Source organism: Oceaniglobus roseus (assembly GCF_002869745.1).
Lineage (GTDB): Bacteria > Pseudomonadota > Alphaproteobacteria > Rhodobacterales > Rhodobacteraceae > Oceaniglobus > Oceaniglobus roseus.
This window is the reverse complement of the sequence record NZ_PNOS01000010.1, coordinates 25,346-45,000: the sequence shown is the minus strand read 5'-3', so window position 1 is coordinate 45,000 and position 19,655 is coordinate 25,346. Positions and strand designations below refer to the sequence as shown.

General features: G+C 69.1%; 20 protein-coding genes and 1 other RNA gene. 13 read left to right on the top strand and 8 right to left on the bottom strand.

All coding sequences use genetic code 11. The annotated features are described in order from the left end of the window. Positions 1–23: 23 nt before the first annotated feature. Together A7B20_RS07035 and A7B20_RS07030 are read left to right on the top strand one after the other, a co-directional pair. A complete protein-coding gene (locus A7B20_RS07035; RefSeq protein WP_245866660.1) occupies positions 24–1,394 on the top strand; it encodes a TolC family outer membrane protein in 1,371 nt (456 codons plus the stop codon). 290 nt (positions 1,395–1,684) lie between these two features. Further along, positions 1,685–2,743 (top strand): hypothetical protein, encoded by a 1,059-nt coding sequence (locus A7B20_RS07030; RefSeq protein WP_157937619.1) that lies wholly within the window; start codon positions 1,685–1,687, stop codon positions 2,741–2,743. 22 nt (positions 2,744–2,765) lie between these two features. On the opposite strand, the gene A7B20_RS07025 is transcribed toward A7B20_RS07030, so the two are convergent. Together A7B20_RS07025 and A7B20_RS07020 are read right to left on the bottom strand one after the other, a co-directional pair. Continuing rightward, the gene (locus A7B20_RS07025) at positions 2,766–4,220 is read right to left on the bottom strand and encodes a cobyric acid synthase (protein WP_102107855.1); all 1,455 of its coding nucleotides are present in this window, start codon (positions 4,218–4,220) and stop codon (positions 2,766–2,768) included. Positions 4,221–4,381: 161 nt separating this feature from the next. After that, positions 4,382–4,699, bottom strand: a complete 318-nt coding sequence (locus tag A7B20_RS07020) for a DUF6280 family protein (RefSeq protein WP_102107854.1) — start codon at positions 4,697–4,699, stop codon at positions 4,382–4,384. Between the two features lie 217 nt (positions 4,700–4,916). Here A7B20_RS07020 and efp point away from each other — a divergent pair, with 217 nt between their 5' ends. Then, positions 4,917–5,480, top strand: a complete 564-nt coding sequence (gene efp, locus A7B20_RS07015) for an elongation factor P (RefSeq protein ID WP_102107853.1) — start codon at positions 4,917–4,919, stop codon at positions 5,478–5,480. A gap of 67 nt (positions 5,481–5,547) precedes the next feature. On the opposite strand, the gene A7B20_RS07010 is transcribed toward efp, so the two are convergent. Beyond that, positions 5,548–7,041 carry a calcium-binding protein gene (locus A7B20_RS07010; protein ID WP_109791154.1) on the bottom strand — a complete coding sequence of 498 codons (1,494 nt, stop codon included), beginning with the start codon at positions 7,039–7,041 and terminating at the stop codon, positions 5,548–5,550. 267 nt (positions 7,042–7,308) lie between these two features. Next, entirely contained in the window at positions 7,309–8,058 is a 750-nt protein-coding gene (ygfZ, locus tag A7B20_RS07000; protein WP_102107851.1) for a CAF17-like 4Fe-4S cluster assembly/insertion protein YgfZ, read from the bottom strand. A 64-nt stretch (positions 8,059–8,122) separates the two neighbouring features. On the opposite strand from ygfZ, the gene A7B20_RS06995 reads away from it, so the two are divergent. Further along, complete coding sequence (locus A7B20_RS06995) at positions 8,123–8,812, top strand: TIGR04283 family arsenosugar biosynthesis glycosyltransferase (RefSeq protein WP_102107850.1); 690 nt, start codon at positions 8,123–8,125, stop codon at positions 8,810–8,812. Between the two features lie 3 nt (positions 8,813–8,815). On the opposite strand, the gene A7B20_RS06990 is transcribed toward A7B20_RS06995, so the two are convergent. Beyond that, on the bottom strand, positions 8,816–9,481 hold the full coding sequence (locus A7B20_RS06990) for a metal-dependent hydrolase (protein ID WP_102107849.1): 666 nt from the start codon (positions 9,479–9,481) through the stop codon (positions 8,816–8,818). A 46-nt stretch (positions 9,482–9,527) separates the two neighbouring features. Here A7B20_RS06990 and A7B20_RS06985 point away from each other — a divergent pair, with 46 nt between their 5' ends. From A7B20_RS06985 to A7B20_RS06955, 8 genes are all read left to right on the top strand, one after another. Further along, complete coding sequence (locus A7B20_RS06985) at positions 9,528–10,184, top strand: hypothetical protein (protein WP_102107848.1); 657 nt, start codon at positions 9,528–9,530, stop codon at positions 10,182–10,184. A gap of 30 nt (positions 10,185–10,214) precedes the next feature. Continuing rightward, positions 10,215–10,502, top strand: a complete 288-nt coding sequence (gatC, locus tag A7B20_RS06980; RefSeq protein ID WP_102107847.1) for an Asp-tRNA(Asn)/Glu-tRNA(Gln) amidotransferase subunit GatC — start codon at positions 10,215–10,217, stop codon at positions 10,500–10,502. Beyond that, positions 10,499–11,986 (top strand): Asp-tRNA(Asn)/Glu-tRNA(Gln) amidotransferase subunit GatA, encoded by a 1,488-nt coding sequence (gene gatA, locus A7B20_RS06975; protein ID WP_102107846.1) that lies wholly within the window; start codon positions 10,499–10,501, stop codon positions 11,984–11,986. The genes gatC and gatA overlap by 4 nt, the downstream gene beginning before the upstream one ends. Before the next feature lie 74 nt (positions 11,987–12,060). Then, positions 12,061–12,852 carry a hypothetical protein gene (locus A7B20_RS21555; RefSeq protein WP_245866651.1) on the top strand — a complete coding sequence of 264 codons (792 nt, stop codon included), beginning with the start codon at positions 12,061–12,063 and terminating at the stop codon, positions 12,850–12,852. A 2-nt stretch (positions 12,853–12,854) separates the two neighbouring features. Next, positions 12,855–13,547, top strand: a complete 693-nt coding sequence (locus A7B20_RS21550) for an N-acetylmuramoyl-L-alanine amidase (RefSeq protein ID WP_245866650.1) — start codon at positions 12,855–12,857, stop codon at positions 13,545–13,547. A gap of 11 nt (positions 13,548–13,558) precedes the next feature. Continuing rightward, positions 13,559–13,962: RNase P RNA component class A (gene rnpB, locus A7B20_RS06965), an RNA gene on the top strand. A gap of 167 nt (positions 13,963–14,129) precedes the next feature. Then, positions 14,130–14,297, top strand: a complete 168-nt coding sequence (gene rpmG / locus A7B20_RS06960) for a 50S ribosomal protein L33 (RefSeq protein ID WP_099826815.1) — start codon at positions 14,130–14,132, stop codon at positions 14,295–14,297. A gap of 129 nt (positions 14,298–14,426) precedes the next feature. Continuing rightward, the gene (locus A7B20_RS06955) at positions 14,427–14,936 is read left to right on the top strand and encodes a GNAT family N-acetyltransferase (protein ID WP_102107845.1); all 510 of its coding nucleotides are present in this window, start codon (positions 14,427–14,429) and stop codon (positions 14,934–14,936) included. Between the two features lie 59 nt (positions 14,937–14,995). Here the strand turns inward: A7B20_RS06955 and A7B20_RS06950 are convergent, their stop codons facing one another. Beyond that, complete coding sequence (locus A7B20_RS06950; protein ID WP_102107844.1) at positions 14,996–15,715, bottom strand: Bax inhibitor-1/YccA family protein; 720 nt, start codon at positions 15,713–15,715, stop codon at positions 14,996–14,998. A gap of 154 nt (positions 15,716–15,869) precedes the next feature. After that, positions 15,870–16,088, bottom strand: coding sequence for a DUF1127 domain-containing protein (locus tag A7B20_RS06945; protein WP_102107843.1), 219 nt, complete (start codon positions 16,086–16,088; stop codon positions 15,870–15,872). Between the two features lie 123 nt (positions 16,089–16,211). On the opposite strand from A7B20_RS06945, the gene A7B20_RS06940 reads away from it, so the two are divergent. Continuing rightward, positions 16,212–17,066 (top strand): LysR family transcriptional regulator, encoded by an 855-nt coding sequence (locus A7B20_RS06940; RefSeq protein WP_102107842.1) that lies wholly within the window; start codon positions 16,212–16,214, stop codon positions 17,064–17,066. Positions 17,067–17,453: 387 nt separating this feature from the next. Here the strand turns inward: A7B20_RS06940 and A7B20_RS06935 are convergent, their stop codons facing one another. Next, positions 17,454–19,592, bottom strand: coding sequence for a malate synthase G (locus A7B20_RS06935; protein ID WP_102107841.1), 2,139 nt, complete (start codon positions 19,590–19,592; stop codon positions 17,454–17,456). Positions 19,593–19,655 lie beyond the last annotated feature (63 nt).

Genomic DNA, 19,655 nt, shown 5'->3' with positions numbered 1-19,655 from the left:
TTCCAGGAGTGTTTGCGATGAGAATGACCCGGATGAGCCGCGCCCTCGGGACCATCGTCCTGACGGGCAGCCTTCTGGCCGCGACCGGGGCCGCGCGGGCGGAAAGCCTGACCGACGCGCTGATCATGGCCTACAAGCACAGCGGCCTTCTGGAGCAGAACCGCGCCACCCTGCGCGCCGCGGACGAGGACGTGGCCCAGGCGGTGTCGACCCTGCGGCCGGTGCTGAACTATACCGCCGGTCTGAGCGCGACGCGGCCGACCGCGCGCGGCGAGGACGTGACCGCCTCGGTCGGGCTTCAGGCCAACATGCTGCTCTACGATTTCGGCGCCACCGCGCTCAGCATCGACGCCGCGAAGGAAACCGTGCTCGCCACCCGCGAGGCGCTGGTTGCGGCCGAGCAGACGGTGCTGCTGGATGCCGTCAACGCCTACATGGCCGTGCGCCGCGACACCGCCGTGGTCGAGCTGCGGCGCAGCAACGTCTCGGTGATCGAGCGCGAGCTGCGCGCCGCCCGCGACCGGTTCGAGGTGGGCGAGGTGACGCGCACCGACGTGTCCCAGGCCGAGGCGCGGCTGGCCGGCGCGCAGGCGGGGCTTGCCCTGGCGCTTGGCGATCTCGCGCAGTCGCGCGAGGAGTATCGCCGCGCGGTCGGGCAGTACCCCGGGCCCCTGGCCCCGCCGCCGCAACCGCCGAAGACCGCCGACTCGCTCGACGCCGCCGAGGCGGTGGCGCGGCGCACCCATCCGAACATCCTCCAGGCCATGCGGCTGGTGACGGTGGCCGAGCTGAACATCTCCCGCGCCGAGGCGTCGATGCGTCCGACCCTGAACGCCACCGCCTCGATCGGGCTGGACCAGGACCTGAACGACCAGCGCACCGTCGGCATCCAGCTGTCGGGGCCGATCTACCAGGGCGGTCGGCTGAGCTCGGTCTACCGCCAGGCGCAGGCCAACCGCGACCGCGCCCGCGCCACGCTGCATCTGACCCAGCACTCGGTCGAGCAGAACGTCGGCAACGCCTGGGCGCTGCTGGCCGTCTCGGCGGCCAGCCTCCGGTCGAGCGACGAGCAGGTGCGCGCCGCCTCGGTCGCCTTCCGCGGCGTGCAGGAAGAGGCCACGCTCGGCGCGCGCACGACGCTCGACGTTCTGAACGCCGAGCAGGACCTGCTCGACGCCCGTACCACCCGGATCTCGTCCGAGACCGACCGCTACACGGCGGTCTACGCGCTGCTCTCCTCGATGGGGCTGCTGACGGTCGAGCATCTGGGGCTCGGCATCGTCACCTACGATCCGGCCGCCTACTACAACGCGGTGCGCGACGCGCCGACCTACAAGGTCAGCCCTCAGGGCAAGAAGCTCGACCGGATCCTGAAGGGACTCGGCAAGCAATAGCCGGGGCCGGCAGGGTCCGGGATCGTTCGCATACATTGTTCTTCAACCATTTGCGCGCTCTATCAGTTGTGCGCGACCTGACTTCGAGGTACGCTGTGCGCTGAGCAGTCAGAGGCAGATCAATGTCCGAACACGTAGCCAACGCCGAAATCGAAGACGTCCTTTCGTCCATCCGGCGGCTCGTCTCCGTCGAGTCGCGGCGTGCGCCGCGCCCGGAAGCGGCGCTGCCCTCGTCCTCTGTCCCGTCCGCATCGGACCCCTCCGCCGTGGCTCCGGGCGCTGTCTCTTCCGTGAAATCACGGCCTTCCGCGATCACGAAGCTGGTCCTGACCTCCGATCTTCGCGTGGCCGATCCTGTCGCGCCCGTTGCGCCCGCCGGGGCCGCACCGGAGTCCCCATCCCCATCCCAGCCCCGACCCGCCTCCTGCACAGGGGCGACGCATGGACAGACGCCGCGCGACCGGATCGCGTCGGGCCGCGCCTATGCGACCGAGCTCGAGCGGCGGATTGCCGAGCTTGAGGCGGCGGTCAACGCGCAGGGCGTCGATTTCGAGCCGGACGGCAGCGAGGACACGACGCAGCACCGGCCCTCGGCCGTGCCGCGCCTCGGGTCCCGCCGTGCCGCGCCGCTGCCGCTTGCCCCGCAGGACGGTGTGGCGAGCCTGGATGCGCTGGTGCTGACCGGCCTCGATGCCGATGCGACGGACACTCCCGCCACCGACGACGACCGGGCAGGGCGCAGGGACGCGTCCGCCGCCGACGCACCGGCGGCCCCCCCGGTTTCGCCCTCGGACGAGGAGCTTCTGAAGCATCTGGTCGCGGCCCAGACCGCCGCCGTCGTGTCCGAAATGGCGTTCGACGAAGCGGAGGAGGCAGAGGCGCCAGCCCGCCCTGCCGACGACTTCGCGCATCGCCCGACGCCGGAGGATCGCCGGGCGCAGCGCGGCACGCCGACGGAGCACGCGTTTTCCGCCGACCGAGACAGCGCCGGGGATTCCGTTTCGCCGGACACCTTCAGCAGCCGGCGCCGCCGCTCCTTCGAGGAGGTCTCCGCCCACGACGGCGGCCATGCCGTGGCCGACGCCGAGATCTTCGAGGCCGAAAGTCACGGCCGCCATGCCTTCGGGCGCAGCGGTATGGAAGAGCGTCCGCGCCGGGTGCTTGAGGAGGATGACCTGTCCCATGGCCTGGGCGAGGCGGTGCTGGACGAACAGGCCTTGCGCGATCTCGTCGCCGAAATCGTCCGCGAAGAGCTTCAGGGCACGCTCGGGGAGCGGATCACGCGGAACGTCCGCAAGCTGGTCCGCCGCGAGATCATGCGCGCCATCTCGATCCGCGACTTCGAGTAGCGCCGCCCATAGGGCGGGGCTCTCAACGCACCTCTGCGGCCAGGGCCAGGAGCGCGCCGACATCGGCATGGCGCTCCAGGTGGTCGGCGAGGGCGTCGAGCGTCTCCTCCACCCCCGACTCGTAGAACAACGTGCCCGGCGCCGCCCCGAGGCCGCCGAGGAACGCCGTGCGGAAGGCGTCGGAGGCGAACAGCCCGTGCAGGTAGCAGCCGCGCACCCGCCCGTCGGCCGAGGCCGCGCCTTCGGGCCGGCCGTCCACCGTCAGCCAGGCGCGGGCGCGGTCCGGCCCCTCGGTCACGCCCAGGTGGATCTCGTAGCCCTGCACCTCGGTCCCGCTGTCGGGATGCAGCGCGGTGGTGCGCGCCAGCCGTTTCGCCGGGGCCATCTCCGTCGTCACGTCCAGCAGGCCGAGTCCCGGGAAGCGGCCCGGCGTGCCCTCGATCCCCTCGGCATCCACGATCTCCCGCCCCAGCATCTGGTAGCCGCCGCAGACGCCCAGCACCTGACCGCCGCGCCGGACATGGGCCAGCAGGTCGATGTCCCAGCCCTGGGCGCGGAAGTCGGCCAGGTCGGCGATAGTGGTCTTGCTGCCGGGGATCAGCACCAGGTCGGCGTCGCCGGGCAGGGGGCGGCCGCGCGGCACGATCTCTACCGCGATGCCCGGATCCGCCGCCAGCGGGTCGAGATCGTCGAAATTGGCGATCCGGTTCAGCCGCGGCACCGCAATCTTCACCGGCCCGGCCCCGCGCGAGGAAATGTCGAGGATGTCCTCGGCCGGCAGGCGCCAGGCGCCGTCGAACCAGGGCAGTACGCCAAGCGGGCGCCAGCCGGTGCGCGAGGCGATCTCGGTCACCCCCTCGTCAAAGAGCGAGACGTCGCCGCGGAACTTGTTGATCAGGAAGGCCACGATCCGGTCGCGGTCGGCATCGGGCAGGACGGCATGGGTGCCGACGCATTGCGCGATGACCCCGCCCCGGTCGATGTCGCCGACCAGCACCACCGGCAGGCCCGCCGCCTCGGCGAAGCCCATGTTGGCGATGTCGCCCGCGCGCAGGTTGATCTCGGCAGGGCTGCCCGCGCCTTCGACCAGCACGATGTCGGCCGTGGCGGCCAGCGTGCGGAAGCTGTCCAGCACCACCGGCAGCAGCTCGTGCTTGCGCGCGCCGTACTCGCGGGCGCGCAGCGTGGCGAACCGGCGGCCGCGCAGGATCACCTGGGCGCCGGTGTCGGTCTCGGGCTTCAGCAGGACCGGGTTCATGTCGATCACCGGATCGCGCCCCGCCGCCCGCGCCTGCAGCGCCTGGGCGCGGCCGATCTCGCCCCCGTCCACGGTCACGGCGGCGTTGTTCGACATGTTCTGCGGCTTGAACGGCGCGACGGAGAGTCCGCGGCGCAGGCAGGCGCGGGCCAGCCCGGCGACGATCATCGACTTGCCGACGTTCGAGCCTGCGCCCTGGATCATGATCGCCCTGGCCATGGTGCCCGCCTAGCCCTGTCTTCGCCCGGTTCCGCCGGTGTTCCGCCCGCGGCAAGGCTTAGGGCGCGACGGCGGGAAGGGGAAGGGGCAGCGCCGGGGCGCAACGGAAAACGCCGCCCGGTGGGGGCGGCGTCTTTCGGTGTGTGAGGGCAGAAAGGGGATCAGGCCGCTTCGGCCTGCGCGGCATGACGACGCTCGCTCTCTTCGCGCGACAGCGCGACGGAGGTGCGCACACCCTTGGCAACGAACTCCATGAGGCCGTTCACCACACGCTCGTTGGGGTCGATCCCGGCACAGGACAGCACTTCGCGGCCGTCGCGGGAGCGGGCCCAGCGGGCGATCTGCTCGGGGCCGTTGCCGTACTTCTTGTCGTCGGCAATGGCATCGTCCAGCGCGGCCAGCACGACGGCGGCAAAGAGCTTGCGCGCCCGATTGCCTTGCTCGTGATTGAAAGCCGTGCCATCAACGAAATCTGACATCTCGTCGTCCTTTTGTTTCTTGCTCTTGCGTTTCTGGCGTGGGGTCCCTTATGGACGCTCAGCCCGCGATTCTGGTTACGTCTTTTGGAATGGCACCCATGCGCCCCGCGCATAGCTGACGCATGGTCAGCGCCGGATACGGCGGCTTGCCACTCCCAGTCCGCCAAGATATAGGGTGCGCCGGAAATCCATCAACCTTCTGTCACGGTTTTGACATATGCCCAAGATCAACGGTAACGAAATCCGCCCGGGCAACGTGCTCGAGCACAATGGCGGCCTGTGGGCTGCCGTGAAGGTCGACCACGTCAAGCCGGGCAAGGGCGGCGCCTTCGCCCAGGTCGAGATGAAGAACCTCAGGAACGGCACGAAGCTGAACGAACGCTTCCGGTCCGCCGACAAGGTGGAGCGTGTCCGGCTCGAGCAGAAGGACCAGCAGTTCCTCTATGAGACCGACGGGATGCTGGTGTTCATGGATTCCGAGACCTTCGAGCAGATCGAACTGCCCGCCGACATCCTGGGCGAGCGGCGGCCGTTCCTGCAGGACGGCATGACGATCCACATCGAATACTACGAGTCCGAGGCGCTGAACGCGACGCTGCCCCAGAAGGTCACCTGCAAGGTCGTCGAGACCGAGCCGGTGGTGAAGGGCCAGACCGCCGCCAACAGCTTCAAGCCCGCGGTGCTGGACAATGGCGTGCGCATCCTGGTGCCCCCCTTCGTGGGCCAGGACGAGGACATCATCGTCAACACCGAGACGATGGAATATTCCGAGCGCGCCTGAGGCACGCCGCAAACGCGTCTGACCCCGCCGGTGGGGCGGGGCCAGGGCCGAGGTTTCCCGCCGAGGTTCAGAGAATGTCGAAGTGGTCGATCGTCAGGTCGGCCAGTTCCACGTCTTCCAGCGTGACCGCCTGGCGATAGCTGTCCGCCGTCGCGCCGTCGCCGCCGCCTTCGTAGCCGATGACGACCTGTCCGTCCTCCTCGAAGATGTCGATCTCGGCCATCAACCGCTCGAGCGTCACGGGGCCTTCCCAGCCGCCGTCGAAGGCCAGGCGGATGACATCCTCGTCCAGGTCGAAGTCGGTGATGACGTCGCGGTTGGTGAAGTCCTCGGCGTAGTCGCCGGTGACGTGGAAGACGAAGGTGTCGGCGTCGCGGCCGCCCTTCAGGATGTCGTCACCGAGACCGCCGTAGATCAGGTCCTCGCCGGAGCCGCCGCTGATCGAGTCGTTGCCGCGTCCGCCATCGACGGTGTCGTCGCCCTTGCTGCCGTAGAGGGTGTCGTCGCCGCGCCCGGCCTCGACAACGTCGTCGCCGCCGCCCGCGAAGACGAGGTCGTTGCCACTTCCGGAAGAGACGGTGTCGTTGTCGCTGCCGGCCGCGATCCAGTCGTTGCCGCTGCCGGAGTCGATCCAGTCGTTGCCCTTGCCGCCGGTGAGGCGGTTGTCGCCGTCGCCGGCCGAGATCCAGTCGTTGCCGCTGCCGCCGTTGATCGTGTCGACCCCCGATCCGGCAAGGACCGTATCGTTGCCGCTGCCCGCGTCGAGCCGGTTGTCGCCCTCTCCGCCGTCCATGAAGTCGTTGTCCCGGCCGCCCGCGACGACGTCGTTGCCGCCGCCGGATTCGATGGTGTCGTTGCCCGAACCGCCATACATCAGGTCCCTGTGGTCGCCGGCGCCCAGGTAATCGTTGCCGCTGCCGCCCGAGACCCGATTGTTGCCGTCGCCGGCGTCGATGTGGTCGTTGCCGCTGCCGCCGGAAATGGTATCCGCGCCCGCACCGGCCGAGATCACGTCATTGCCGCTGCCACCCGAGACCCGGTTGCGCCCGTCCCCGGCCCAGATGGAATCATTGTCCTGACCGCCATTGATGGTGTCGTCGCCGCTTCCGGCATAGAGGCTGTCGTTGCCGCGGCCCCCGTTCAGCACGTTTTCGCCTTCGCCGCCGTCGATCAGGTCATCGCCGTCGCAGCCGGGCATCGTGTCGTTGCCGCCAAGCCCGTACATCGTGTCGTTGCCGTCGAGGCCGATGATCTTCTGCGAGGCGCCCGATCCCGTGAGAACGTCGTCGTCATCAGTGCCCAGCACCTTGGTTTCGGAACTCGTCAGGGTGATCCCCGACAGAACGCTGCCGCCGCCGCCCGTGCTGCCGCCGCCGCCGGTGCTGCCGCCGCCCCCGTTGCCGCCGCCGGTGCTGCCGCCGTTGCCGTTGCCGTTCCCGTTGTTGCCGTTGCCGTTGCCGCCGGCCGCGGCCAGTCCGGCAAGCCCGGAATCCAGCCCGAGGTCCAGATCGAGGCCGCCCAGAGCAGAAACCTGCTTCGAGGAATCGGAAGTTCTTGTCATGCTACGCTCCGTTCATGGATCGGACGCGCCCGGAAGGCGGCGCCCCGGGATTATCCCGAGTTTCAGACATGTCCGGAGGTCTTCAAAGAATACGACCGGACCCTCGCATCGGAAGTTTCGGTGCGACGGCCCTGCGGGTCCGGTCGGTCTCTACCTTTGCGTCAAGGTTGATTTGCCAGAGGAAATTGGTTCAACTTCGGCTGAATTGAGGTCTGTTTCGGCAGGAAAACAACCGGGGCGTGTCTGCGCCCCCGCCGCCGGATACCTTCAGGCGTCCTGTGATCGCCGGACCACGGCCGGACCGGCCTGCATGTCCCCGTCCGCCCGGTCGAACCGGAGCCAGGCGATGGCCTCCCCGCCCGAGCGGCTGAACAGCGTGCCGGCGGGTTTGCCCCCCGAGGTGATCGGCGTGCCCGCGTCGGCTTCGCCCTCGACCGTGACGCGCGCAAGACCCTTCTTCAGCTCGGTCTTGTGCTTCATCCGCGCCGTCACCTCCTGCCCGACATAGCAGCCCTTGCGGAAGTCGACGCCGTGCAGCCGCTCGAACCCGGCTTCGAGTATGTAGGTGTCATCGGGCACCAGCTCGATCCCCGATTCCGGGATGCAATGGGCCACCCTCAGCGCGGTCCAGTCGGTATCGTCTCCGGCGAACCCCTCGCCATATCCCCGCCAGCCGAGCGCGGGATGCCGCGGATCGGCCATGGCGCCCTCGGGCGCGGTCCCGGTGCCGCGGTGAACGGGCATGTCCACCTCCTCCAGCGTGATCCTGCGGCGCAGTCGGTACATGGTCAGGCGCTGCTTCAGCGTGTCGAACAGCGGCGCGGCGACGTCGAGGTAGAGGGTGCCTTCGCGCTCGAACATCAGGAAATCGGCCAGGTACTTTCCCTGCGGGGTCAGCAGCGCGGCATAGCGCAACACGCCGTCGGCGGCGGGCACGTCGTTGCTGACGAGGTTCTGGAGGAAATCGCGCCGCTCGTCCCCGCCGATGGCCAGGATGCGTCTCGGGTGGTCGGTCATGTCTGCTTTCCTTGCTCGCTCGCTCCCGTATATAGGGCCCGAGCCTTCCCGACGCCATGTGCCGATGCCCGCGCCCCTGACCCTCGTCATCCCGACCCTGAACGCCGCCGACACGCTGGCGCCCTGCGCCGAAGCGCTGATGCCGGGCCTGCACGCGGGGCTGATCGCGCGGCTGGTGGTGTCGGACGGGGGCTCGCAAGACGGCACGCCGAGGCTGGCCGAGGCGCTCGGGGCCGAGATCGTCACCGGCCCGCCCGGGCGGGGCGGGCAGCTGGCGCGGGGCGTGGCGGCGGCGGCGACGGACTGGCTGCTGCTGCTCCACGCCGACACCCGGCTGTCCGAAGGCTGGGTCGAGGCGGTCGAGGCGCATGTCGCCGGTCACCCCGACAGGGCGGGCCACTTCCGCCTGGCCTTCCGGGCCGAGGGGATGGCGCCGAAGCTTGTCGCGGGCTGGGCCAACCTGCGCTCGGGCGCGTTCGGGCTGCCCTACGGCGACCAGGGGCTGCTGATCCGCCGCGACCTTCTGGAAAGCGTCGGCGGCGTGCCGGACCTTCCCCTGATGGAGGATGTCGCCCTGGCCCGCGCGCTGAAGGGGCGGCTCAGGCAGCTCCCGGCCACCGCGACCACCTCCGCCGCCCGGTACGAGGCCGAGGGCTGGATGCGGCGCGGGGCGGGGAACCTCTGGACCCTCGCCCGCTACCGCGCCGGGGCCGATCCGGCGGCGCTGGCCGAGGACTACGCGCGCCGCCGCTGAGGCTCAGACCTCGACCGTCTCCATCACCTCCGGCGTCAGCACCTGAACGTCCGGCAGTGCGGCGATCATCGCGTCGGCGCTTTGCGCCAGCGCCGGGAAGGTCTTGTAGTGGCCGGGGATCACGGTGCGGAACTTGAAGTACCGTTTCGCTGCCCAGGCCGCGCGCTCCATGTCCATGGTATAGTGGCCGCCCGCACAGAGGATGCCGATGTCGGGCTTGTGGAGTTCGCCCATCCATTCCATGTCGGCCATGATGTCGGTGTCGCCGCTGAAATAGAGCGTCTTTCCCTCGCCCGAGATCATGAAGCCCGATTCCGAGCCGGCGATCTTCCCGTCCGGGCTGGACGAGGAATGAACCGCGTTCACCATCGTCACCTTCACCTGGCCGAGCGTGATCGTGCCGCCCTTGTTGAAGCCCGTCGTCTCGACCTTGTCGCCGAGCCAGCTCATCAGCTCGACCATCCCCGCCACCGGCAGACCCAGCGAGGCCGCGTCGCTGGCGTGGTCGCCATGGCCGTGGGTCAGCAGCACATGGGTCGCGCCGGCCACCGCCTCGTCCTTGCGGCCTTCGGGGAACACCGGGTTGCCGGTGAACCAGGGGTCGATCAGCAGCACCTGATCGGCCACCTCGATGCGGAAGCTGCCGTGTCCGAGCCATGTGATTTTCATGAGATCCTCCTAGGTTTTGCACCAGAGCTAGGGCAGGGGGCGGCGAATGGAATGGGGCAGGGCGGTCGACGGCTATTGCGAGCGGCTTGACCCCTCGTTCTGGGCCGAGCCGGTGAACGCCCTGACGAACGCCGCCTTCCTGCTCGCCGCACTGGCGATGTGGCGGCGCACGGGCGGCATGGCGCTGCCCCGCCTGCTCTCGGCACTGCTGTTCGCCATCGGCATCGGGTCGTTCCTGTTGCACACCTACGCGACCGCCTGGGCCGGGTTGGCGGACGTGCTGCCGATCCTGCTGTTCGTGCTGACCTACACCTTCGCCGCCAACCGCCACTTCTGGCGGCTCTCCCCGCTCTGGTCGGCGCTCGGCGCGGTGCTCGTCATCCCATGGCTCGCGCTGCTGACGCCGCTGTTCCGCCTGGTCCCGGGCCTTTCGACCTCCGCGATGTACTGGCCGATCCCGCTGCTGATCGCGCTCTACGCCGTCGCGTTGCGCCGTCGCCTGCCCGGCGTCGCCCGCGGACAGGCGATCGGCGCGGCGCTGCTGTGCCTCTCGCTCGCCGCCCGCTCGCTCGACACGGCGCTCTGCCCGGTCCTGCCGCTGGGCACCCACTGGCTCTGGCACCTGCTGAACGCGCTCATGCTCGGCTGGATGATCGAGGTGCTGCGCCGCCACATGCTTGAAGCCGCCCGGCCACTTGGATAAACGCGTGGGCGAAGTTTACCGGAGCCGCCCATGTCCATCGACACCGAAACCGCCGCCCGCGTGGCCAAGCTTGCCCGGATCAAGGTCGAGCCTGCCGACCTGCCCGCCCTCGCGTCCGAGTTCAACACCATCCTCGGCTTCATCGAGCAGCTGAACGAGGTGGACGTGGAGGGCGTCGAGCCGATGACCGGCGTCACGCCGATGCGGCTGAAGCGGCGCGAGGACGTGGTGACGGACGGCAACCAGCAGAAGGCGGTGCTGGCGAACGCGCCCGATGCCCGCGAAGGCTTCTTCGCCGTGCCGAAGGTGGTCGAATGAGCGCCCTGAACAGCCTCACCATCGCCGCCGCCCGCGACAAGCTGCGTTCGGGCGAGATCACCGCGGTCGAGCTGACCGAAGCCTGCCTTTCGGCGGCCGAAGCCTCGGGCCAGCTCAACGCCTTCGTCCACCACACGCCCGAGATCGCCCGCGAACAGGCGAAGGCGGCGGACGCGCGGATCGCCGGGGGCGACGCACCCGCGATGTGCGGCATCCCCCTCGGGATCAAGGACCTGTTCTGCACCAGGGGCGTGCCGTCGCAGGCCGGCTCGGCGATCCTGAACGGCTTCCGTCCCCAGTACGAATCCACCGTCACGCAGAACCTGTTCGACGCCGGTGCGGTGATGCTCGGCAAGCTCAACATGGACGAGTTCGCCATGGGCTCGTCGAACGAGACCTCGACCTACGGCAACGTGGTGAACCCCTGGCGCTCGGGCAACGACGACGCGGCGCTGACGCCGGGCGGTTCCTCCGGCGGATCCGCCGCCGCCGTGGCCGCCGACCTCTGCCTTGCCGCCACCGGCACCGACACCGGCGGCTCGATCCGCCAGCCCGCGGCCTTCACCGGCATCACGGGCCTGAAGCCCACCTACGGCCGCTGCTCCCGCTGGGGGATCGTCGCCTTCGCCTCCTCGCTGGACCAGGCGGGGCCGATGGCGAAGGACGTGCGCGACTGCGCCATCATGCTCGGCGCCATGTGCGGCCACGACCCGAAGGATTCGACCTCGGCCGACCTGCCCGTGCCCGATTTCGAGGCGGCGCTGACCGGCGACATCCGCGGCAAGACCATCGGCATCCCGAAGGAATACCGCATGGACGGGATGCCCGGGGAGATCGAGAAGCTCTGGGCCGACGGCACCGCCATGCTGAAGGACGCGGGCGCGAAGATCGTCGACATCTCGCTGCCGCACACGAAATACGCCCTCCCGGCCTACTACGTCATCGCCCCGGCCGAGGCGTCCAGCAACCTCGCCCGCTACGACGGCGTGCGCTTCGGTCACCGCGCGAAGCTGAGCCAGGGCGACGGCATCACCGAGATGTACGAGAAGACCCGTGCCGAAGGCTTCGGCGACGAGGTCAAGCGGCGTGTGATGGTCGGCACCTACGTCCTGTCGGCCGGTTTCTACGACGCCTACTACAACCGCGCCCGCAAGGTCCGCACGCTGATCAAGCGCGACTTCGAACAGGTCTTCGCCGATGGTGTCGACGCCATCCTGACGCCCGCCACCCCCTCGGCGGCCTTCCCGCTCGGCTCCATGGCCGAGGCGGATCCGGTGCAGATGTACCTGAACGACGTCTTCACCGTGACCGTGAACCTCGCCGGTCTGCCCGGCATCGCGGTCCCTGCGGGCGTGAACGCGCAAGGCCTGCCCCTTGGCCTGCAGCTGATCGGGCGGCCCTGGGACGAGGCCGAGCTTCTGAACACCGCATACGCGCTGGAACGTGCCGCCGGATTTGTGGCAAAGCCCGCGAAATGGTGGTAGGCAATCGGGCCTGAGACGGAACCGTGCGGCGCGCGGTTTCGTTGCTTGGGACAAGCAATCGGGTGGACGACGACGTGACACGCACAACCGGCCTCGGCGCACTTCTCCTTCTGACCGTCATCGGCGTTGCCGGATGCGAACCGGTGGTGCCGGACAGCGGCCAGGGTGTCGGCTTCCAGGATTACGAGGCCTACGAGCGCCAGCGCGCCGCCCGCGAGACCGCGCTGCGCTCGGGCGGCTACGACGCCCAGCAGCCCTCGACCGCCACCAACCCCGCCCCCGTCGATGGCGGAATCTCCACCAGCCGCGTCATCTCGGACGAAGACCTGCGCGCGGCGGGCCTGCCCGTGGGCGACGGCACGTCGAGTCTGGCGGTCGGCCCCGGCACGACCGAGCTGCCGCCCGCGACACTGCCCCCGGCCGAGCCCGTCAGCGGCGCGCCGCTGTCCGCGACGCAGCCGGTGGGCAACAACCCCGGCATCTCGGACGAACAGGATTTCAGCGCGGTGTCGAGCCGCGAGTCGATCGAATCGGACCGCGCCCGGATCGAGAACAACCGCGAGAACTACCGCGTGGTGCAGCCGACCGCGCTGCCGAGCCGCCCCGCGGAAAGCGATCCGAACATCGTCGCCTATGCGCTGTCCACCACCAACCGCGTGGGTCAGCCCGTCTACAGCCGCTCGAGCCGCAACGCCGACAGCAAGTTCCAGCGCGCCTGCGCCGGCTACGGCTCATCCGACCGCGCGCAGGAGGACTTCCTCAAGAACGGCGGGCCGCAGAAGGACAACCTGGGCGTGGACCCCGACGGCGACGGATTCGCCTGCTACTGGGATCCCTCGCCGTTCCGCTCGGTCGCCAACAACTGACCTTGCCGCCGGAGGTGATCCGCCATCCCTCTCCGAACCAGGGCGGGCGGCGTGACGGACTTCGCCCCGAGCTGGTCGTGCTGCACTACACCGCCATGGCCAGCTGCGAGGCGGCGCGCGATCGGCTCTGCGATCCGGCGTTCGAAGTCTCGGCGCATTACCTGATCGGCGCCGACGGACGGATCTTCGGCCTTGTCGACGAACATATGCGCGCCTGGCACGCCGGGGCAGGGGCGTGGCGGGGCAGGGGCGACGTCAATTCCCGCTCGATCGGCATCGAACTCGACAACGACGGTGCCGCGCCGTTCCCCGAGGCGCAGATGGCGGCGCTGGAAGCGCTTCTGCCCGGCATCCTCGAGCGTTGGTCCATCCCGCCCGCGGGCGTCATCGCCCATTCCGACATGGCGCCGGGCCGCAAGGTCGATCCCGGCCCCCGCTTCGACTGGCGCCGCCTGGCGCGGGGCGGCCTCTCGGTCTGGCCGACCGACCTTCGCCCCGCCCCCTGCGACCCCGCCGCCTTCGCCGCGGCCCTGTCGCGCATCGGCTATCCCGAGGAGGTCGACCCGGAAACGCTGCTCTCGGCCTTCCGCCTGCGCTTCCGCCCCTGGGGGCGGGGCGCCCTCTCGGCCGCGGATGTGGCGCAGGCGCAGGCCGCCGCGCTGTTGCACGTTGACCCGGGCGGCGCGAGCGCCTAAGCGGGCGGCGCGCGGAGGGCCGGATGGCCGCGCGTCCCGCAAGGGATGCGAGGAAAGTCCGGACTCCCTGAAGCAGCGGTGCCGGGTAACGCCCGGGCGGGCTTTGCCGGGAAAACCCGGCGGACAACCCGACGGATAGCGCCACAGAGAACAGACTGCCCCTGCACGCAGGGGTGAGGGTGAAACGGTGCGGTAAGAGCGCACCGCGCCCCTGGCAACAGGGGTGGCACGGCAAGCCCCACCGGGAGCAATGCCGAATAGGGATCTCACGGGGACTTCCCCAGGGCCGCTTCAGCCCCGAGATCCGGGTTGGCAGCCAGACCCGCCGGGCAACCGGCGGGCCAGAGGAATGGTCATCGAACCGCAGGTCACGGCCTGCGGGGAACAGAATCCGGCTTACAGGCCCTCCGCGCACCAGGGGACACGGGACCGGCACGCACCGCCGCCGCCGCGGGCGGATTCCGGCACGTCCCTGCGGAATCGAGGTTGACAGCGTCGCGGCCTCGGGTAAAAGCCGGGGCTCAGGAATTCTGCAGGCGCCCCCGTGCGCGCCGCATCACACGGACCCGAGGAGAGACATCCATGGCAAAGCCGACCACCATCAAGATCCGTCTCAACTCGACGGCGGACACTGGCCACTTCTACGTCACGAAGAAGAACGCCCGAACCATGACCGAGAAGATGGTCGTAAAGAAGTACGACCCCGTCGCGCGCAAGCACGTCGACTACAAGGAAGGCAAGATCAAGTAAGCCTTCCGACCTAGACGGACAGAGCAAGCCGCGCAGGGACCCCCGCGCGGCTTTTGCATTCCGGACACCTCCCCTGCAAGCTCCCCGCGCCCGGCCCCTGCGCCCATCCGGCCCGCAGAGGAGACAGCCATGGCCGAGGAGACCCTGACGATCCGCACCGCGACAGCCGCCGACCTGGCGGCGGTGGACAGCCTGCTGTCCGCCAGCTATCCGGCGCTGCTGCGAAAGGACTATCCGCCCTCGGTGATGGTCACGGCCGTACCGCTGATCGCCCGCGCGCAGCCGCGGCTTCTGGCCTCGGGCAGCTACTATGTCGTCTGCACGGCGGAGGGCGAGGTGGCGGCGGCCGGCGGCTGGACATGGACCTCGCCCGCCGGCGGGCTCGGGCCGCGCGACATGGCCCATGTGCGCCACGTCGTCACCGATCACCGCCGGGTGCGCCAGGGGCTGGGCCGGGCGCTGCTCTCCCATGCGATGGACGAGGCGCGGCGCGCCGGGGTGGGGCAGCTCGACTGCCTCTCGACCCTGACGGCGCAGCCCTTCTACGCCGCGCTCGGCTTCCGCAGCCTCGGCCCCGTGGACATCCGCCTGGCGCCGGGCATCCTGTTCCCCGCCATGCGGATGCACCGCCGCCTCTGACGCAAAAGAAAAGGGCCGGTCCTGCGACCGGCCCTTCGGCGTTCAGACCTGTTCCCGGATCACTCGCGGTTGCCGAGGAACTGGAGCAGGAACATGAACAGGTTGATGAAGTTCAGGTACAGGTTCAGCGCGCCCATGATGGCCGACTTGCCCAGCCACTCCTGGTCCATCGCCGAGGCGTGCTGGATGTAGTCGGTCTTGATCCGCTGCGTGTCATAGGCGGTCAGGCCCGCGAAGATCAGCACGCCGAGCACCGAGATCGCGAACATGATCGCGGGCGAGCCGAGGAAGATGTTCACGATCGACGCCACGACCAGGCCGATCACGCCCATGATCAGGAACGACCCCCAGCCCGAGATGTCCTTCTTCGTCGTGTAGCCCCAGAGGCTGAGCCCCGCGAAGGAGATCGCGGTCACGAGGAAGGTCTGGGCGATGGAAATGCCCGTGTAGGCGGCGAAGATATAGCTGATCGACAGGCCCATCAGCGCCGAGAAGGCGTAGAAGAACAGCTGCGCACCGGCGGCCGAAAGCTTGTTGATGAGGGCGCCGAAGGCGAAGACCATGATCAGGGGGGCGAACATGACGACCCACTTCAGCGGGGTCGCGAAGATCGCCTGTACCATCTGCTCGTTCGTGCCGACGGCCCAGGCCACCAGCGCGGTCAGCAGCAGGCCCACGGACATCGTGCCGTAGACCTTGTTCATGTGGGCGCGAAGCCCTTCGTCGATCGCGGCGGACCGTGTACCGGTCCCTGCGCGGATCGTTTGATAGTCAGCCATGTATCGCCTCCTTGCGTGTGTAACGGTGGGGCGGTTCATGGACTTCTCAAAGAGAAAGCCGCCCTCGGGCCGAATATCGGCAGGGGCGGCTTTCATTTCAAGACACTGACCGGCGGTATATAAGCTTTTCCGTCAGGAATCGGACACAGCTTCGTCAGCGGCGCCATTGCGCGGGCACGTCCCACAGGGGGCGCTGCGATTCGAGCAGGGCCTCGTGGCGGGTCAGGCCGATGTCGCGCAGCATCGCGTCGTCGAGATCGCGCAGCGTCCGGCGCTGGCGACGCGCGGCAAGACCCGCGGCCAGCATGGCGAGAAGGCCGGGCCGACCGGTCCGGACGCGGCCGAGGGTCGGGGAACGGCTCAGGGAGGACATGTTACAAACCTTTCATCTTGGTGATCCATGACGCGGGACGCATCATTTCTGTTGATGTATATGGCGCGCTGTGGTCAATATGGAAAACGAATGTTTTTGACGCGTGGCATCAAGGATCGTGATATGCCCAGAAACCTCGACATGACCGCCCTGCGCTCCTTCGTGGCCGTCGCCGAAACCGGCGGCGTGACGAAGGCCAGCGGCTTCCTGAACCTCACCCAGTCCGCCGTGTCGATGCAGCTGAAGCGGCTGGAGGAAAGCATGGGGCTGAACCTGATCGACCGCTCCGCGCGCTCCGTCTCGCTGACCTCGGCGGGCGAGCAGCTGCTGTCCTACGCGCGGCGGATGCTGGACCTGAACGACGAGGTCATGGCGCGGATGACGGCGACCGCGTTCGAGGGCGAGATCGTCGTCGGCCTGCCCCACGACATCGTCCACCCGGCGATGCCGAAGGTGCTCCAGCGCTTTGCGGCCGATTTCCCGCGGGTGCGGGTGCACCTGAAATCCTGCCACACCCGCGGGCTGAAGCTGATGTTCGCCCGTGGCGAGTGCGACTTCATCCTGACGACCGAGGACGGGGTGGGCGAGGGGGGCGAGACGCTGATCGACGTGCCGCTCCAGTGGTACGGCGCGATCGGCGGGACGGCCTGGCGGCAGAGGCCGATCCGGCTGGCCTTCTGTTCCAGCTGCATCTTCCGCCCCGGCGCGCAGCGGGCGCTGGATGAGGCGGGAATCGCCTGGGAGATGGCGGTGGACAGCGACGCCGACCCGGCGATCGAGGCGACGGTGTCGGCCGACCTCGCGGTGACGGCCCTGATCGAGGGCACGGCACCCGCCTTCATGGAGCAGGTGGCCCACGGCGGCGGTTTGCCCGAGCTGAAGCGACAGAAGATCAACCTCTACACCGGCGAGGTGATGCAGAACGAGGTGACGCGCGGCATGGCGAACCTGATCCGGCAGCATTACCGGCTGCTCTAGGGGAAGCGGTCAGGCTTCCTGGGACAGGCAGGCGATACCACCGTGTCCCGCCACCCTCAGCAGTTGAAGCTGACCGTGCACTCTGAATTCATCGCGAGCCAGCAGGGATGCCGCGCCCGGCGGCTACGCCGGGCAGCACCCGACCGCCCCGTCACGCCGAAGGCGTGCCTCCGGCACGTCGCGGGGGCTTCTCCCCCGCCCGCGGTCGGGGACTGTCCTAAGTGAGGAGCGGAGCGCTCGCAGCGGGCGCCACTTCCAGGTGCAATAGAAGACCAGCGCGTTCGCCGGGCCGCTCGGCAGTTGGACCCCGCTGACGCATCCGCCCTAGAAAGAAAGGCGCGGCTCCGTCTCCGGAGCAGCGCCCTCACCATCACGTATGAAACCGGCTCACCCCGCCTTCAGCTGCAACCGCCGCCGGTGCAGCACCGGCTCGGTATAGCCCGAGGGCTGGACCCGCCCCTCGAACACCAGGTCGCAGGCCGCCTGGAAGGCGATCCCGTCGAAGCCCGGGGCCATCGGCCGGTAGGCCGGGTCGCCTGCGTTCTGCTGGTCGACCACCGCGGCCATCTTGCGCAGGATGCCCTCGACATCCTCCTTCGAGATCACCCCGTGGTGCAGCCAGTTGGCGATGTGCTGGGCCGAGATCCGGCAGGTCGCCCGGTCCTCCATCAGCCCGACGTCGTTCAGGTCCGGCACCTTGGAACAGCCCACCCCCTGGTCGATCCAGCGCACGACGTAGCCGAGGATCCCCTGCGCGTTGTTCTCCACCTCGCGCTCGATCGCGGCCGGTTCCCAGGCGCGGAACGTGGCGAGCGGGATGTCGAGCACCGTGTCCACATGGGCCCGCCGCCCGCCCTTCTTCAGCCGCGCCTGCACCGCGAAGACGTCGACCCTGTGATAGTGCAGCGCATGCAGCGTCGCCGCCGTGGGCGAGGGGACCCAGGCGCAGTTCGCCCCGGCCTTCGGATGCTCGATCTTCTGCTCCAGCATCGCCGCCATCATGTCGGGCATCGCCCACATGCCCTTGCCGATCTGCGCCTTGCCCGAAAGCCCGCACTCCAGCCCGATGTCGACGTTGCGGTTCTCGTAGCCGCCGATCCAGGCCTTCCGCTTGATGAAATCCTTGCGCGAGAACGGCCCGGCCTCCATCGAGGTGTGGATCTCGTCCCCCGTCCGGTCCAGGAAGCCGGTGTTGATGAAGGCCACCCGCGCCTTCGCCGCCCGGATGCACTGCTTGAGGTTGACCGAGGTGCGCCGCTCCTCGTCCATGATCCCGAGCTTCACCGTGTTCCTCGGCAGGCCCAGCACCTCTTCCACATGGGTGAAGATGCGGTCGGTGAAGGCCACCTCGTCGGGCCCGTGCATCTTCGGCTTCACGACATAGACCGACCCGGTGGCCGAGTTGCCGCCCTGCCGCTGGAGGTCGTGCATGGCGATCAGCGTCGTCACCATGGCGTCCATCAGCCCCTCGAAGGCCTCGTTCCCGTCCCGGTCGAGGATTGCGGGGTTGGTCATCAGGTGGCCGACGTTCCGCACCAGCATCAGCGCCCGGCCCTTCAGCACCACCGGCTTTCCGTCGGGCCCGGTGTATTCGCGGTCGGCGTTCAGGCGGCGGGTCAGGCTCTGGCCGCCCTTCTCGAAGGTCTCCTCCAGGTCGCCCTTCATCAGGCCCAGCCAATTGGAATAGGCCAGCGTCTTGTCCTCGGCATCGACGCAGGCGACGGAATCCTCGCAGTCCATGATCGCCGAGATCGCGCTTTCCATCTGCACGTCCGCCAGCCCCGCCTGGTCCCGCGCGCCGATCCGGTGCGTCCGGTCGAACACCAGCTCGACGTGGAGCCCGTTGTTCCGCATCACCACCGCCTCGGGCGCCCGCGGATGGCCGCGGTAGCCGACGAACTTCGCCGGGTCCACCAGCGGCATGTCGTCCACCAGCAGCGCGCCGTTGTGGACGTGATAGCGCCGCGCGTCGGCATGGCTGCCGCCCTCGATCGGGAAGGCCTCGTCCAGGAACACCCGCGCCCGCGCCACCACCCGCGCCCCGCGGCCCCGGTCGTATCCGCCCTTCGGCGGCAGCGAGCCCATGGCGTCGGTGCCGTAGAACCCGTCGTAGAGGCTCCCCCACCGCGCGTTCGCCGCGTTCAGCGCGTAACGGGCGTTGGTGATCGGAACCACCAGCTGCGGCCCCGGCACCGAGGCGATCTCGGGGTCGGTGTTCTGCGTCTCGATCTCGAAATTGTCCCCCTCGGGCAGGAGATACCCGATTTCCTCCAGGAACGCCTTGTAGGCGGTGTGGTCGTGGGGCTGGTTGCGGCGCGCCTTGTGCCACTCGTCGATCCTCGCCTGGATCTCCTCGCGGATCTCCAGCAGCTTGCGGTTCTCGGGCCCGAAGCCGTGGACCAGCGCCGAAAGCCCCTCCCAGAAGGCGTCGGGGCTGACGCCGGTGCCGGGAATTGCCCTGGTTTCAAGGAATTCCGCCAGTTGACGGTCGACCTGAAGGCCGTGTTTCTCGATCCGCTCGGCCATGTGCCTGCTCTCCCAAATCAAATTCCGGCGCAGACTAGGCAGAGGGGCAGGGAAGGACAAGGC

Excerpts from the sequence above, each read along its gene's own strand:
- A7B20_RS07035 (WP_245866660.1), top strand. The coding sequence starts at position 24 with ATGACCCGGATGAGCCGCGCCCTCGGGACCATCGTCCTGACGGGCAGC.
- A7B20_RS07025 (WP_102107855.1), bottom strand. The coding sequence starts at position 4,220 with ATGGCCAGGGCGATCATGATCCAGGGCGCAGGCTCGAACGTCGGCAAG.
- A7B20_RS07020 (WP_102107854.1), bottom strand. The coding sequence starts at position 4,699 with ATGTCAGATTTCGTTGATGGCACGGCTTTCAATCACGAGCAAGGCAAT.
- efp (WP_102107853.1), top strand. The coding sequence starts at position 4,917 with ATGCCCAAGATCAACGGTAACGAAATCCGCCCGGGCAACGTGCTCGAG.
- A7B20_RS07010 (WP_109791154.1), bottom strand. The coding sequence starts at position 7,041 with ATGACAAGAACTTCCGATTCCTCGAAGCAGGTTTCTGCTCTGGGCGGC.
- ygfZ (WP_102107851.1), bottom strand. The coding sequence starts at position 8,058 with ATGACCGACCACCCGAGACGCATCCTGGCCATCGGCGGGGACGAGCGG.
- A7B20_RS06995 (WP_102107850.1), top strand. The coding sequence starts at position 8,123 with ATGCCCGCGCCCCTGACCCTCGTCATCCCGACCCTGAACGCCGCCGAC.
- A7B20_RS06990 (WP_102107849.1), bottom strand. The coding sequence starts at position 9,481 with ATGAAAATCACATGGCTCGGACACGGCAGCTTCCGCATCGAGGTGGCC.
- A7B20_RS06985 (WP_102107848.1), top strand. The coding sequence starts at position 9,528 with ATGGAATGGGGCAGGGCGGTCGACGGCTATTGCGAGCGGCTTGACCCC.
- gatC (WP_102107847.1), top strand. The coding sequence starts at position 10,215 with ATGTCCATCGACACCGAAACCGCCGCCCGCGTGGCCAAGCTTGCCCGG.
- gatA (WP_102107846.1), top strand. The coding sequence starts at position 10,499 with ATGAGCGCCCTGAACAGCCTCACCATCGCCGCCGCCCGCGACAAGCTG.
- rpmG (WP_099826815.1), top strand. The coding sequence starts at position 14,130 with ATGGCAAAGCCGACCACCATCAAGATCCGTCTCAACTCGACGGCGGAC.
- A7B20_RS06955 (WP_102107845.1), top strand. The coding sequence starts at position 14,427 with ATGGCCGAGGAGACCCTGACGATCCGCACCGCGACAGCCGCCGACCTG.
- A7B20_RS06950 (WP_102107844.1), bottom strand. The coding sequence starts at position 15,715 with ATGGCTGACTATCAAACGATCCGCGCAGGGACCGGTACACGGTCCGCC.
- A7B20_RS06945 (WP_102107843.1), bottom strand. The coding sequence starts at position 16,088 with ATGTCCTCCCTGAGCCGTTCCCCGACCCTCGGCCGCGTCCGGACCGGT.
- A7B20_RS06940 (WP_102107842.1), top strand. The coding sequence starts at position 16,212 with ATGCCCAGAAACCTCGACATGACCGCCCTGCGCTCCTTCGTGGCCGTC.
- A7B20_RS06935 (WP_102107841.1), bottom strand. The coding sequence starts at position 19,592 with ATGGCCGAGCGGATCGAGAAACACGGCCTTCAGGTCGACCGTCAACTG.